The following is a 14,520-nucleotide window of genomic DNA, read 5'->3' as shown; positions in this document are numbered from 1 at the left end:
CAGAGGTCGGCGACGGCGCAAGCGCCTCGCGCGCGAGCGCGTACACGTGACTTTTATTAGGGGCCGGCGGCTATCCGAAAGCAGGTTTTACATGTCCCAGGAAAGCGAGTACGGCGCCGGACAGATTCAGGTCCTAGAGGGCCTGGAGGCTGTGCGAAAGCGACCGGCGATGTACATCGGCTCTACGGATTCTCGAGGACTTCATCACCTGGTCTACGAGGTGGTGGACAACTCGATCGACGAGGCACTGGCCGGCTACTGCGACGATATCACCGTCACGATCCACGAGGACGGGTCGGTGGGCGTCGCGGACGACGGCCGTGGCATCCCCGTCGATACGCACGACGAGTACGACCGCCCCGCACTCGAGGTCATTCTGACGGTCCTCCACGCCGGCGGCAAGTTCGACAACAAGTCCTACCAGGTCTCCGGCGGCCTCCACGGCGTCGGCGTCTCGGTCGTCAACGCCCTCTCCGAGCGACTCGAGGCCGAGGTCAAACGCGACGGTGGCGTCTTCCGCCACGCGTTCGAGGAGGGCGAACCCGTCGGCGATATGGAACGGGTTCGCGATATGGACGACGACGAGGAGACCGGGACGCAGGTCCGGTTCTGGCCAGATACCGGCATCTTCGAGGGCGACGAGTTCTCCTTCTCGACGCTCTCGAACCGGCTCCGGGAACTGGCCTTCCTCAACTCGGGCGTTCGCATCACGCTGCGCGACGAGCGCGAGGCGGACGACGAGGGCGAATTCGTCGAAGATACGTACGAGTACGAGGGCGGCATCCGCGAGTTCGTCGACTACCTCAACGAGACGCGCTCGGCGATGCACGACGACGTCATCTACTTCGAGGACGAGGAGCAGAACATCCAGATCGAGGTCGCGATGCAGGCCACCGAGGAACTGCAGGGCTCGATCCACGCCTTCGCGAACAACATCAACACCCGCGAGGGCGGGACCCACCTCACCGGGTTCAAGACCGCGCTGACGCGGACGGTCAACGACTACGCGAAGGACAACGACATGCTCGACGACCTCGAGAACAACCTCAAGGGCGAGGACATCCGCGAGGGCCTTACTGCGGTCATCTCGGTCAAACACCCGGACCCGCAGTTCGAGGGCCAGACGAAGACGAAACTCGGGAACTCGGAAGTTCGGGGAATCGTCGAGAGCGCGATGCACGAGGGGCTCGGAACCTACTTCGAGGAACACCCCGACACTGCCCAGGCGATCGTGATGAAGGCCGTCGAGGCCGCGAAGGCCCGCAAGGCCGCCCAGAAGGCCGAGGAGCTGACCCGGCGGAAGTCCGCCCTCGAGTCCACGTCGCTGCCGGGCAAACTCGCGGACTGCCAGACCAAGGATCCCGACGAGGCCGAACTGTTCATCGCGGAGGGTGACTCCGCGGGCGGCAGCGCGAAGCAGGCTCGGAATCCGGATTTCCAGGCGATCCTCCCCATCAAGGGGAAGATCCTGAACGTCGAAAAGCATCGGCTGGACCGGATCCTCGAGAACGACGAGATCCGGAACATGATCACCGCCATCGGCGCGGGGATCGGCGACGAGTTCGACATCGAGGACGTCCGCTACAAGAAGATCATCATGGCGACCGACGCCGACGTCGACGGCGCCCACATCCGGACCCTCCTGTTGACGTTCTTCTACCGACACATGCGTCCGCTGCTCGAGGGTGGGTACGTCTACGCGACCCAGCCGCCGCTCTACCGGATTCGCTACCGCGGGGAGACCTACGACGCGATGACGGAGGCCGAACGCGACGAGATCGTCGAAGAGCAGTGCGACGGCAATCCGACGCAGGTCCAGCGGTTCAAGGGACTGGGCGAGATGAACCCCCAACAGCTCTGGGACACGACGATGGACCCCGAGAACCGCATCCTCAAGCAGATCACGATCGAGGACGCGGCCGCGGCGGACAAGATGTTCTCCGTCCTGATGGGCGACGCCGTCGAACCGCGCAAGCAGTTCATCAAGGACCACGCGCCGGAGGCCGAATGGATCGACATTTGAGAGACGTGGTGAGGTGACTACATGAGTTCAGACGTACCCGATCCGACCGACGTAGAGGCTCGAGCGGTAGAGAACGTCCGTATCGAGGACGAGATGGAGCAGAGCTACATCGACTACGCGATGTCCGTCATCGCGGGTCGCGCCCTCCCGCGGGTGGAGGACGGCCTGAAGCCCGTCCACCGGCGCATCCTGTACGCGATGCACGAGATGGGCGTCACCAGCGGTTCGTCCCACCGGAAGTCCTCCTCGATCGTCGGGGAGACGATGGGTGACTACCACCCCCACGGCGACAGCGCGATCTACGACACCCTGGTCCGGATGGCCCAGGACTTCTCGATGCGCTATCCCCTCGTGGACGGTCAGGGGAACTTCGGCTCGATGGACGGCGATCCGGCCGCGGCACAGCGGTACACCGAGGCCCGGATGTCCTCGATCTCCGAGGAACTGCTCGAGGACATCGACAAGGACACCGTCGATTTCTCCGCGAACTACGACGACCGCCTGCGCGAGCCCGACGTGCTCCCGGCGGCGTTCCCGAACCTCCTCGTGAACGGCTCCTCGGGGATCGCGGTCGGGATGTCGACCAACATCCCGCCGCACAACCTGAGCGAGATCGTCGACGCCACGATCGAACTGATCGACGACCCCGACGCGACGGTCGAGGACCTGATGGAGCACGTCAAGGGCCCCGACTTCCCCACCGGCGCGAACATCGTCGGCCGCGACGCCATCTACTCGGCCTACAAGACCGGCCGCGGGCGCCTCCGCGTGCGCGCCGAGTTCGAGGTCGAGGAGTGGAAGAGCGGGCGCAAACGAATCGTCATCACCGAACTGCCCTTCCAGGCGAACAAGGCTCGACTGGTCGAGCGCATCGCCGAGGACGTCAACGAGGGCGAGATCGAGGGCATCAGCGACCTGCGCGACGAGTCCGACCGCGACGGCGTCCGCATCGTCGTCGAACTCAAACGCGGCGCCAACACCGAGGTCGTCAAGAATCGCCTGCTCGAGAATCACCTCGAGCGCACGTTCGGCGTCATCAACCTCGCGCTGGTCGACGGCCAGCCCCAGGTGCTCTCGCTGAAGGAGACCTTGGAGGAGTACATCGCCCACCGCCGCGAAGTGGTTCGGCGGCGCAGCGAGTACGACCTCGCGGAAGCCGAGGACCGCGCCCACATCCTCGAGGGGCGACTGACCGCCGTCGAGAACGCCGACGACGTCGTCGAACTGATCCGCAACAGCGAGGACCGGTCGGCCGCGAAGGACGCGCTTCGCGAGGCCTACGACTTCTCGCAGGATCAGGCCGACCACATCGTCCGGATGCAGTTGGGCAGCCTCACCTCGATGGAGACCGCCGAGATCGAGACGGAGTACGAGGAGGTCCAGGCCGAAATCGAGCGCCTGACGACCATCCTCGAGAGCGAGGCGGAACTCCTGTCTGTCATCAAGGACGAACTCCGTGAGATCGAGGAGGAGTACGGCGACGACCGCCGGACCTCGATCGTCGAGGATCAGGGGACGGTCACCCACGAGGACCTCATCCCCGAGGAGGAGGTGTTCGTGGTCATGACCGAGGACGACTACGTCAAGCGGATGCCCATCGACGACTTCGACCCCCAGGGTCGGGGCGGTAAGGGCATCATCGGCGCGGACGTCAAAGAGGACGACCGCGTGACGACGGTGTTCCGGGCGAACACCCACGACTACCTGCTCTGCTTTACGAATCAGGGGCAGGTCTACCAGCTCAAGACCTACGAGATCCCCGAGATGGGCCGGACGGCGCGCGGGAAATCCGCGGTCAACATCCTCGACCTCGATCCCGGAGAGGACATCACCGCCATCGTCGACACCGACGCCTTCGGCGACGACGAGTTCGTGACGATGGCTACCCGCAACGGCTACGTCAAGCGGACCGCCGGCGAGGACTTCGAGAACATCCGTACGACGGGGATCATCGCCGCCGACCTCGAGGAGGACGACGAACTCGTCGACGTCGAGGTCACCGACGGCACGCAGGACCTCGTCATCGCCACCGAAGGCGGCATGACGATTCGGTTCGACGAGGACGAGGTTCGCGCGATGGGCCGCAACGCCCGCGGCGTCAACGGGATCAAACTGCAGGAGGACGACGCGGTCGCCGGCCTCGTCGCGACCGACGAGGACGACGGCCAGGCGCTGTTGACCGTGACTCGGAACGGCTACGGGAAGCGAACCCGCCTCTCGGAGTATCGCACCCAGTCGCGGTACGGCAAGGGGCTGATCGACATCAAGACGGGCGAGCGCAACGGCCCCGTGACGGCCGTCAAGGCCGTCGACGACGACGACCAGCTCGTCATGATGAGCGAGCGCGGGCAGATCGTTCGCACGCGCGTCGACGAGATCTCGGAGGTGGGCCGCAACACGATGGGCGTCATCGTCATGGACGTCGACGACGACGACGCGGTCGCGAGCGTCGACGACATCCCGGCGGCCGCGGCGGCCGACGCCGGGGAGAACTGATCGGCGCCCACTTCCTCTGATCGGACGCCGCCGGCGGCGTCACTCCGACGACGAGTCGACGGCTCGTCGGGCGAGTTACTCGCGTCGCCGTTGGCGTCGGTTATCTGTGAGCGTCGCTGGCGCCGGGACGTGCAGCGAGAGGAATTACGCAGCGCAGAAACGACCGAAATCGGTAGCGTCGATCAGTGGGCCGGCTCTTCGGCGGGCGCGATCATGTCGTCGATGCGCAGGATGAGGATGTTGTTCGTATCGTCTTTGCCGTCGACGCGGCCCTCGATGACGAGTTTCGACAGCGGCGTCGGACCGACGATGACCGAGTCGTCCTCGTGGATCTCGCCCATCGAACCCTGCATGTGGATTTCGGCCCGGCAGAGTTCGGGGTGGTGGACGCTCGAGAGGTCGATCTCCTCGACGATGATGTCCTCGACGGCCTGGCCCTCGTGCTCGAGGGGGACGGAGGCGGGATCGTCCATCTGCTGGATCTCGAGGGCCTCGTAGGCCGCTGCGGTCGGTTTGTAGCCGCCTTTGGGTCCCGGTACACCTTCTACCAGTTGCAGGGCTTTGAGACTCTGCATCTGGTTACGGATCGTTCCCGGATTACGGTCGACCTGTTCGGCGATGTCCTCTCCTTTGATCGCGGCCTCGGACTCCTTGTGGAGATTCGTCAACGCGCGCAGGATCTTCTTCTGACTGGGGGTGAGTTCGATGGATGACATACTGAATTGTTCGTAATTGATTTCCTTAAACCCGACGGGTGAGCCGGGCCGTTTTGCGAGGATTTCGACGTTTGGACCGGTTGTAGTAAGTCGTTTTGTTTCGATGATCGTCCCCGACCCGCGCTCGGTCGCGCTGGTCTCGTGTGGATTGCTACCACGAGTCGATCCGACCCTCGAGCACGGCGGCGACGAGGACGGCCTCGCGTCGGCATCACCGACGACTCAGCGGCTGCGAAACGGCTGCGTTGTCGACGAAGGCGCCACTCGATCGGTGCGACGCGTAGCCACCCCTCTCGGTCAGTCGTTGCGTCGCTACTCGAGGCAGTTACTGTTCTACTTCCGGCGGTTCCGCCACGCGGACGTGGTGGGCCACGGACTCGGGAAGCGAAACGGTACCGTCGTGATCGCTCGAGCGGGCCGTGACCATGCCGAAGGGGGCGACCTCGACGATTTCGAGTTCGACGCCGGGTCGGACGCCGTGCTCGGCGAGATACGAGAGCACGTCGGCGTCCCGGTCGGCGACCTCCTCGACGACCACGACGTCGCCTTCCGCGAACTCGGTGACGTCGTTGCCGTCGGGTCGCTCGGGCGGCTCGAGGTCGGCGCCGGGGATCGGCGAGCCGTGGGGGTCGACCGTCGGTTCGCCCAGTGCGGCCGCGACGCGGGCTTCGAAGTCCTCGCTGATGTGGTGTTCGAGCCGATCGGCTTCCTCGTGGACCTCCGCCCAGTCGTAGTCGAGGTGTTCGGTCAGGTAGGCCTCGAGCAGGCGGTGGTGGCGGATCACCTCCAGGGCGACGGTCTCGCCCTCGTCGGTCAGGGTGACGCCCTTGTACTTCTCGCGGTCGACCAGCCCCCGGTCCTCGAGTTTGTCGAGCATGCTGGTCACGGTCGGCGACGTGACGTCCAGCTCCGACGCGATGGCGGAGGTCTTGATACGATCGTCGCTCTCGCGCTGGAGCTGGTAGATCGCCTTGAGATAGTCCTCCATCACGTCGCTCAGCATCATCGTCCGCGAGTTTAGACCCATCTACCCCTAAAGCTGTCGCCGTCTCGATCGCCACGGTCAAATCGGGCCACATCGAAGGGTGACCATGAGCAAGACAGTCAGAATCATCGGTGCGCCGATGGACCTCGGCGCGGATCGGCGCGGCGTCGATATGGGACCGTCGGCCATTCGGTACGCGGAACTGGCAGACCGCCTGTCGGATTCGGGGGTCGATCCCGTCGACGCGGGCGATCTCTCGATCCCACGGGCCGAGGAACGCGACCCCGACGCGAGCCAGCCCAGCGAGGGGACGGCGAAGTTCCTCCGCGAGGTCGAAGACGTGTGCACGCGACTGAGCGATCGAGTCGCGGCGACCCTCGAAGACGGCGAGTTCCCCCTCGTGCTGGGCGGCGACCACTCGGTCGCGATCGGGTCGATGCACGGTGCGGCCCGGGCGGCCGACCTCGGCGCCGTCTGGTTCGACGCCCACGCGGACCTGAACACGCCCGAGACGTCCCCGAGCGGGAACGTCCACGGGATGCCCCTGGCCGCGGCGCTCGGTCGCGGTGCGTTCGGCGAGATGCCGTGGGCCCACGCGCCCCGCGTCCGCGAGGAGTCGATCGCCTACGTCGGACTGCGGAGCATCGACGACCGCGAGCGGGAACTCCTCCGCGAGAGCGAGATGACGGCGTACACGATGGCCGACATCGACGAACGCGGGATGACCGCCGTGGTCGCGGACGCCCTCGACGTCGCGACCGACGGTACCGACGGTGTTCACGTCAGCCTCGACCTCGACTGGGTCGACCCCAGAACCGCACCCGGCGTCGGGACGCCCGTCCGCGGCGGCGTCACCTACCGCGAGGCCCACGCCGCGCTCGAGACCGTCTCCGAACGCCACGAGGCCGACGACGTGGTGCGATCGATGGACGTCGTCGAGGTGAACCCGATCCTCGACGAGGGGAACGAGACGGCGACGATCGCGGCCGAACTCACGGCGAGCGCGTTCGGCAAGCGAATCCTCTGAATTCCACGATCCCCCGTCGCTCCACAATCATCACGAGGGCGACAGTACTATTCCCGAGATACGTCGTGTGAGAATACCTAACACGTGCATGATCGTTCCAACACCTTTGTATCGGAGGGTTTCGGACTAGGGAATATGACTGAGAACGTCGTCGTGCTCGGTGCCGGTTACGCCGGTGCTGGCGCGGTCAACAAGCTCCAGTCGGAGCTCGGGGGTAACGCGCGGCTGACATGGATCGCAGACGTCGACTACCATCTGGTTCTACACGAGTCCCACCGCGTGATTCGCGACCCGGAGGTCCGCTCGGACATCACGTTCCCCGTCGACGATATCGCGGACCAGTCGACCCGATTCGTTCAGGACGAGGTCGTCGGCCTCGACGTCGACGAGCAGGTCGTCGAACTCGCCGACAACGAGGACGTCGACTACGACTACGTCCTCGTCGCGCTGGGCAGCCAGACCGCCTACTACGGCATCCCCGGACTCGAGGAGCACTCGCTGACCCTGAAGAGCCTCGACGACGCCCTCGAGATCCACGACGCCATCAAAGAGGCCAGCCAGGAGGCGACCCGCGGCGAACCCGCACAGGTCGTCATCGGCGGCGCCGGCCTCTCGGGCATCCAGACCGCCGGCGAGATCGCGGAGTTCCGCGACGAACACCGCGCACCCCTCGAGATCCACCTCGTCGAAGCGCTCGAGGAGATTTTCCCCGGCAACGACCCCGAAATCCAGCAGGCGCTGCGCGACCTGCTCGAGGACGCCGGCGTCCAGATCCACACGGACGACCCGATCACCGAAGCGAAGGAGGACGTCATCGAGTTCGACGAGGGTGAACCCCTCGAGCACGACGTGCTCGTCTGGACCGGCGGGATCACCGGTCGGGACGCGCTCGACGAGGCCGAACTCGACAAGGAACACAATCGCGTCAACACGGAAGCCAACTTCCAGACCTCCGACGAGCGCGTCTTCGCCATCGGCGACTCGGCGATCGTCGATCAGGGCGACCAGCCCGCGCCGCCGACCGCCCAGGCCGCCTGGCAGGCCGCGGACGTCGTCGGCGAGAACATCGCTCGCGCCATCGAGAACCGGCCGCTGAAGACCTGGGAGTTCGAGGACAAGGGGACCGTCGTCTCCGTCGGCGAGAAGGCCGTCGCCCACGAGGTCAAGCCGGCCTTCGGCATGTCCCTCCCCGTCGATACCTTCGGCGGCTTCCCGGCGCAGAACCTGAAGAAGCTGATCGCCGCCCGCTGGATCGCGACGATCACCTCCTGGAACGTCGCCCGCAAGTCCTGGCCGTCGCTGTAGTCCGGCCCGGAACCCCCTTCGAATTGATCGTCGATCGCCTTTCTAAGCCGTCTCAGGAGTCGTCGGAAGCCGTCTCGCCGTCGTCCGTCCCCATCGGTTCGGCCGGGACGCCGGCGACCGTCGTATCCGGCGGGACGTCTCGGGTCACGAGCGAGTTCGCGGCGACGCGGGCGTTCGCCCCGATTTCGACGCCCGGGAGCACGATCGCGCCGGCGCCGATCATCGCCCGCTCGCCGATACGGACCTCGCCCGTGCGATACTCGTCGGAGAGGAACTCGTGACAGAGGATCGTCGCGTCGTAGCCGACGATCGCCTCGCGCTCGACGGTGATCAACTCCGGCCAGAAGACGTCCGGCGTGGCCTCGAGCCCCCAGGAGACGCCGGGGCCGACGGTGGCACCGAGTCGGCGCAACAGCCAGCGCTTGAGTCGCAGGCTCGGCGAGATCCGAATCAGCCAGACGACGACGTAGGAAATCGCGACGCGGAGCGGGTTACGCGCGCGGGTCCAGTCGGCGAGCGAGTTACCCGGCCCCGGGGTCGGATGGTGTCGGATGCGGTCGTGGCGGGACTCCGTCTCGTCGGTCACTGGCGGGGGTAGACGCTCTCACTACAAGAAACCGCACGGTCGGAGGGACTCGACTCGTCGTCGAACCGTCGTCGACCGCCACCACTCGCTGGCGGGCCGTCGATACCGTCGTGGTCGTCGATCGGTTCGCGGCGAAAATTGGTCCGTCGCACAGTCTATCGTTCGTAACGTTCTCGAGACTAGTATCGTCCGGACTTCGAACCCAAGGGAGACCTACCCAACCAGTTAGGCCAAATTATGGTAACGGAAGCGCCGAATGACAAATCAGCCATGGGGACTCATCCTAACGCACTCGAGCGGGAAACGGTCTACTCACTGCTCGCCGACGAGAGCCGCGAATACCTCCTCTGGCACCTCAGCGCCGTCGAGGAGACGACGACTGATGCGGCCGCCGAGGGGATCGCCGCGTGCAAAAGTGAGACCGGTGCCGAACCGCGCGAGGATGGACGCCGATCGATCGCCGTCCGGCTTGTCCATGATCACCTCCCGCGACTGGATCGTCACGACGTGGTCGACTACGACCCCGCGACCGACGAGATCGAACGGGGGCCAAACTTCGACGACCTCGAGCCGTACGTCGCAGACCTCGAGCTCCCGGTCAATCCGCGGTCGATCAGTAACTGAGCGCGGCCGCGACGGCGACTGGCCGGCTCACCCGGCGGTAATCGCCGCGTGATCGGTCGTGCGTTCCGTCAGCGGGCCGACGCGCCGGCGAAACGCCTCGCCCGAGAGCCCGCAGCGGTAGGCCGGCTTGTACATCATGTTCTCGCCGCCCGCGCGGACGTCCCAGTCGGTCGCGATCGCTTCTCGCAGGTAGTACTGCGCGCGTTCGTTGCCCGGTTTGACGTAGTAGTCGCTCAGTCGGATCGGGTGGCGGTCGAATAGCCCTCCCGGTTCGCGGCCGTCGATCAGGACTACCGGTTTCTCGAGGTAGAGTTCACCACCGCGAGCACGCTTTGTGTGTGCGTTGTCGGGATGGGCCTCGAGGATCGCTTCGCGCTCGTTCCAGGGCAGCTCGGGCCTGACGACGTCGACGCGGTCGACGGTGACGTAGCCGATCAGGTAGCGGTGCGCGCGATCGCCATCGGGACGGCGCAGTCCGGCGTAGAAGCCGACGACGTCGCCCGCCTCGAGGGATCGGAGCCGAGCGACGTAGCCGCTGGTCCGGTGTTCGCCGTAGGTCAGCGCCTCGAAGTTCGGATCGCGGTGGACCGGCCAGGACTCGAGGGCGTCGCCGGTGACGGTCCGGTCGGCGTCGCCGATCGGTCGGGGCTTGATTCGCGTCGTGAGGTCCGCGGCGGTGCCGTCGCTCGCCCGCAGGGACCACGAGCCGAGGGTCTCGCTCTCGTCGGTCTCGCGGGTCTTCTCGGGGATCGGCACGTACTCGAACCGGCCGTCGTCGTACAGCGGGGCCAGCGCCCCGAAATTCGTGCTATCGGCGCCGACCCCGGCGAGGACCACCGTCATATCGCGACCCTGGGGGAGCCGGCGTCCTAAAGCCGCCGATCGGCCCGCGGGTGGGGCCGTCGCGGGGCGCTCCGACGGCCGGCCGGAGACCACCGTACTCGATCGTCCGAACAGTTTCAACAGAGTGACTAGTGCGTTCATATTCAAAATCTTGAAATAATACAGTATGATACGGGGTGGTATGCCCGTGAAGGGAGAACGGTCGGTCGCGATCTGTCGACAGTGCCAGAGCGCCCTCGCGGTGCGGATCCTGTCGGACGGATCGATTCGGCCGATCGGAACGGGAACCACGTGTTCCTGTGGGGGAGAATCGTTCACGGTGCTCGGCGATTCCGAGTCCGACGCAGGGGGGAGCGAGATCGCCGATCGCGGACCCGATAGCGACGACAAACGGCGGCATCCGCCGGCGTAGTCGCCGCCGAGTCCCACCGAACACCGTTATCGCGTCGATCGCGACACGTAGAACAGCGGGACGAGTAGCACGAGAAACAGACACCCCATTACGGCGATGGCGATCCAGATCACCGAGAGCCACGCGTCCGGGACGACGCCGGCGACCTCGAGCGTCCAGAGGAGGCTGTAGCAACCGACGACGACGACCGCGGCGACGTAGCACCGCAGGCCTAGGCCGACCACGCGGTAGAGGGCCGTCTTCGTGAGCCGCGGCGGAAGGTGGTCGTCGAGACCGAACATCAGACGATCACCGTCCGGTCGAGGACGACGGCCTCGCGGTCGCCGTGGTGGGCGACGGCGACGAGGCGGAGTTCGACGTCCCGCGGCTGATCCGGATCGACGGCCTCGCGGATGGTCACGGAGTCACCCACGGCGTCGCGGCGTTCGGTCAGTTCCGCGGTCCCGTTCGGAGTACCGTTGGCGATGGCCGGCGTCCCGTCGGTGGTCGTCGCCGTCACCGTGACGAAGTCGGCGTCGTCCAGCGCGGTCACGCCGAGGGTGACGAAACCGTCCGATCCGTGCTGGACGACCCGCTCGACCTCGACCGTCGCGTCGACGACCGGCGCGCGCTCGGCGTCGTCCCCCCCGCCGATGAGGACCGTCCCCAGCGCCGCGGAACAGACGACGGTCAGTCCGACGACGAGGAGGACCCCCAGAACCGGGTTGATCGCGCGATCCGCGGGGGCGGCGAGTGGGTTGTCCATGGAACCGATACCTATCGACTACCCTGTGAGCGGGCGGGCTTGAATCTACTTGCCGATCGAGTGGCTCGTCTCGAGCAACCGTTCTCGCTCGCTGCGATCCACGGTGGGGCCAGCTCGACACCGAGCAAACGCGTCGCGCCGGACCGACGGCGGCCCACGGCCTCGCCGTCGGCGAGTTTTCCAAACTCTCACGCGGAATCGAAAGAATTATTAGACAAAATGTCATCCCGCTAAATGATCCCGGTGACGATACCGTGGACCGCGTTCCGGGATCGAACCGCGTGGAGTGCCCAATCGAATAGCTGGTCAGATCGTGCCGATGGGTACTTCCACCCGTTTTACGGAATCCTCGAGCGACGAGTCGTGACTCGAGTAGTGCTGCGCGTCACGAGTCGGACCGTTACGGTGAACTCGAGCGTGGTTCGGCGTCGTACTGTACAACCGTGCGGTGGCGCGCGCTGTGTCGCGGCGAGTGAACAACGAGTCCGACACGAATCTGCGCGAGGGATGAGCGAACGACGGACGCGCGGCGCTACGCGCCGCGGAAAGGCGAACGGCGAAGCCGTGAGCCAAGGAGTGAGCGAATCGGTTGGGGAGGGCGTGGCGTCTCCCTGTTGCCACGATAGCAGGACACTGCCCTTCCCGTTCCATCTGGTCGGCGGGACACTGGTCTTCATCTTCTTTCCGCTTAGTCGCATTCGCGTGCGTATCGATCAGACAGCATTCGAGTAGCCCCACCGAAGGGGGCCACCAACATCGACGAGCGGCGCCCGGCGATCCGTGACAGCGAGTCACTCGGATTCGAGACACGAATCGAGCGATCGATCCCGTACTCGAACTCGAGACTCGACCGGAATCGCTCGAGGTTCGAAGCGCGCGCGAGAATTCGGGGGTCGTTCGCCGGACCGATTCGGGATTCGACGCCGCTCGAGGTCGCGGCCACAACCTTTATCGAGAAGTTCCGAACCCCTCGAAATCGCCCGACAGTGCGGGTTCAAGGGTGTGCTGTAACCCCTCTGCAACCCCTTGATTATCACGACTGAAACCGATTCGTGGCTATCTGGAAACACCAACAGTCATACTATGGATTAATTATATATAGGCTGGATTCGCTGGTTGCTATCAGCACCGGACGACGGCAGAAGGCGACGCCGAGGATCGGTTCCCAATCCCCCTCGAGCGCCACTGGGTCGGTTCCGCGCCGCCCGAGATAAGCCTTCCCACCGTTCACGGGTGCGTGAAAACAGACAACGCAACTATGGACCTACACAAATACAGAAACAAGCTGATCGGAAGCGAAGAGGAACGGGCCGTATCGCCCGTCATCGGCGTCATCCTAATGGTGGCCATCACGGTCATTCTCGCAGCAGTCATCGCGGCGTTCGTGCTGGACATGGGCGACGACATGGGTAATACTGGCCCACAAACCGCTACGGACGCCAGTACTAACTCAGGGTGGAACGATTCGAACGCCAATGAATTAGCCTATGTTACTCACACGAGTGGTGACTCCGTTGAGATGGCTAATTTAGAAGTTATCGTTCGTGGACCTGACGGCCAGAACATCCGGACGTTTGACAACACTGATTGGAGCCCGAGTAGCGACGAAGTCCTGCTGGATGGTTCATCGCCAAGTGGTGATGACGTATTCGGTGGAGGTGCACAACTAACGATTGTCTCCGGTGTCTCTGGTAATGATATCGGTGACGAACTATCGTCTGGTGACAAGTTCTCCATCCACCTTGTCCACACGCAATCTGATACGACATTCGCCGAGAAGGAACTCACGGCTCCGTAAGAGTTCCTAAAAATAACTAAGAGGTCATTTTTTGGCGTATCGTTGTACTGGTATCCATCAGAAGTATATTTATAGAATAGTCTGTAATTAGAAGTTCACCTTCAAAGGTGTATAGAGGGGTACCACAACTACATAGCCCGGCTATCAGGTTCTCTTTTAGGTGGTAACCGTAGTCACTCAACTTAAGTCCGTCAATAGATAACGCAAAATATTTATCAATTTGTCCAATCGAATTTCGACACTTGTCCGATATCGGAGTCCGATCACTGAGGTATTCGCGATCGTTGTCGACGCTCACGCCGATTCACCTCGACTCTCGAGAGCGCGGCGAACATCGACGTCGGTTGCTTGATGGGCCGGATGGGCGATGGGCGTACGACTTTCGACGTCGTATAACCTGCTCGCCGGAACGAACACCTCACACATCGGCCTCACCACCGTGCCGGCCGGGCGACGTCTCTGGGTGGGAATCGGGACGTCGAGCCCCGCAGCGGACCCACGGGTCAGACGTCGGTAGGAGTCGCATTCGGAACAGCGATGCGCTCGATCACGGTTATCGCCGTACACCCGGCAGAACTGGTCCGAAACGTGTTCTCTGCAGTGACGGCAGGTCGACTCACTGCTGACAGACGGCCACGGAGCGACCATCACGCCGACCACCCCCGGACGGTCTGTCCGCTAACTGGTAATATCTCGAACCCGAGAACTGGATTTTCGACAGTCTCGAGGGTGCGAGCGGCTAAGAGTTGAACTCTTGGAAAATTTCGAGTGGGACCGCCGAGAATTGAACTCGGGTCCTACGGACCCCATCCGCAGAGGATACCACTACCCCACGGTCCCGCACGTGAATCGACGACCGTCTGCTGTTTAAGGGTGTCGTTTTCCACCAGAGCAGTTCTAAACTCTTACCGAAAAAACTCCACTCAGCGCCAGTAGTGCTCGAGTCACACGTCAATTCAC

At 64.2% G+C, this 14,520-nt stretch carries 13 protein-coding genes, 1 tRNA gene and 1 pseudogene; 7 read left to right on the top strand and 8 right to left on the bottom strand.

The genetic code is table 11. The features are described 5' to 3' along the window. Positions 1-91: 91 nt before the first annotated feature. Both gyrB and gyrA read left to right on the top strand, forming a co-directional pair. Positions 92-2,023, top strand: a complete 1,932-nt coding sequence (gene gyrB, locus J0X25_RS36750; protein ID WP_207288822.1) for a DNA topoisomerase (ATP-hydrolyzing) subunit B — start codon at positions 92-94, stop codon at positions 2,021-2,023. Between the two features lie 21 nt (positions 2,024-2,044). Next, the gene (gyrA, locus tag J0X25_RS36745) at positions 2,045-4,519 is read left to right on the top strand and encodes a DNA gyrase subunit A (RefSeq protein WP_207288821.1); all 2,475 of its coding nucleotides are present in this window, start codon (positions 2,045-2,047) and stop codon (positions 4,517-4,519) included. 182 nt (positions 4,520-4,701) lie between these two features. Here gyrA and J0X25_RS36740 read toward each other — a convergent pair whose 3' ends face one another. Then, entirely contained in the window at positions 4,702-5,235 is a 534-nt protein-coding gene (locus J0X25_RS36740) for an Rrf2 family transcriptional regulator (protein ID WP_207288820.1), read from the bottom strand. A 325-nt stretch (positions 5,236-5,560) separates the two neighbouring features. Beyond that, positions 5,561-6,241 (bottom strand): metal-dependent transcriptional regulator, encoded by a 681-nt coding sequence (locus J0X25_RS36735; RefSeq protein ID WP_207288819.1) that lies wholly within the window; start codon positions 6,239-6,241, stop codon positions 5,561-5,563. An 85-nt stretch (positions 6,242-6,326) separates the two neighbouring features. Between J0X25_RS36735 and rocF the strand changes: the two genes are divergently transcribed. Together rocF and J0X25_RS36725 are read left to right on the top strand one after the other, a co-directional pair. Continuing rightward, a complete protein-coding gene (gene rocF, locus J0X25_RS36730; protein ID WP_207288818.1) occupies positions 6,327-7,247 on the top strand; it encodes an arginase in 921 nt (306 codons plus the stop codon). 135 nt (positions 7,248-7,382) lie between these two features. Next, positions 7,383-8,552, top strand: coding sequence for an NAD(P)/FAD-dependent oxidoreductase (locus tag J0X25_RS36725; RefSeq protein ID WP_207288817.1), 1,170 nt, complete (start codon positions 7,383-7,385; stop codon positions 8,550-8,552). A 52-nt stretch (positions 8,553-8,604) separates the two neighbouring features. Here J0X25_RS36725 and J0X25_RS36720 read toward each other — a convergent pair whose 3' ends face one another. After that, positions 8,605-9,138 (bottom strand): acyltransferase, encoded by a 534-nt coding sequence (locus J0X25_RS36720; RefSeq protein ID WP_207288816.1) that lies wholly within the window; start codon positions 9,136-9,138, stop codon positions 8,605-8,607. A gap of 270 nt (positions 9,139-9,408) precedes the next feature. Here J0X25_RS36720 and J0X25_RS36715 point away from each other — a divergent pair, with 270 nt between their 5' ends. Next, positions 9,409-9,762 (top strand): DUF7344 domain-containing protein, encoded by a 354-nt coding sequence (locus tag J0X25_RS36715; protein ID WP_207288815.1) that lies wholly within the window; start codon positions 9,409-9,411, stop codon positions 9,760-9,762. A gap of 27 nt (positions 9,763-9,789) precedes the next feature. On the opposite strand, the gene J0X25_RS36710 is transcribed toward J0X25_RS36715, so the two are convergent. Further along, positions 9,790-10,605, bottom strand: a complete 816-nt coding sequence (locus tag J0X25_RS36710; RefSeq protein WP_207288814.1) for an Nmad3 family putative nucleotide modification protein — start codon at positions 10,603-10,605, stop codon at positions 9,790-9,792. A gap of 181 nt (positions 10,606-10,786) precedes the next feature. Here J0X25_RS36710 and J0X25_RS36705 point away from each other — a divergent pair, with 181 nt between their 5' ends. Continuing rightward, positions 10,787-11,017 (top strand): hypothetical protein, encoded by a 231-nt coding sequence (locus J0X25_RS36705; RefSeq protein ID WP_207288813.1) that lies wholly within the window; start codon positions 10,787-10,789, stop codon positions 11,015-11,017. 26 nt (positions 11,018-11,043) lie between these two features. On the opposite strand, the gene J0X25_RS36700 is transcribed toward J0X25_RS36705, so the two are convergent. Next, entirely contained in the window at positions 11,044-11,298 is a 255-nt protein-coding gene (locus tag J0X25_RS36700) for a hypothetical protein (RefSeq protein WP_207288812.1), read from the bottom strand. After that, the gene (locus J0X25_RS36695) at positions 11,298-11,762 is read right to left on the bottom strand and encodes a type IV pilin domain-containing protein (RefSeq protein WP_207288811.1); all 465 of its coding nucleotides are present in this window, start codon (positions 11,760-11,762) and stop codon (positions 11,298-11,300) included. Before J0X25_RS36695 ends, J0X25_RS36700 begins: the two co-directional genes overlap by 1 nt. A 1,258-nt stretch (positions 11,763-13,020) precedes the next feature. Here J0X25_RS36695 and J0X25_RS36690 point away from each other — a divergent pair. After that, on the top strand, positions 13,021-13,560 hold the full coding sequence (locus J0X25_RS36690) for a type IV pilin domain-containing protein (RefSeq protein WP_207288810.1): 540 nt from the start codon (positions 13,021-13,023) through the stop codon (positions 13,558-13,560). A 418-nt stretch (positions 13,561-13,978) separates the two neighbouring features. Here J0X25_RS36690 and J0X25_RS36685 read toward each other — a convergent pair. Together J0X25_RS36685 and J0X25_RS36680 are read right to left on the bottom strand one after the other, a co-directional pair. After that, a pseudogene (locus J0X25_RS36685) lies at positions 13,979-14,220 on the bottom strand (DUF7563 family protein). A gap of 109 nt (positions 14,221-14,329) precedes the next feature. Continuing rightward, positions 14,330-14,400 (bottom strand) — tRNA-Pro (locus tag J0X25_RS36680). Positions 14,401-14,520 lie beyond the last annotated feature (120 nt).

This window comes from Haloterrigena alkaliphila, from assembly GCF_017352155.2.
In the GTDB taxonomy this organism is placed as follows: domain Archaea; phylum Halobacteriota; class Halobacteria; order Halobacteriales; family Natrialbaceae; genus Haloterrigena; species Haloterrigena alkaliphila.
The sequence above is the reverse complement of the archived record's forward strand: the minus strand, read 5'-3'. Positions and strand labels throughout refer to the sequence as shown.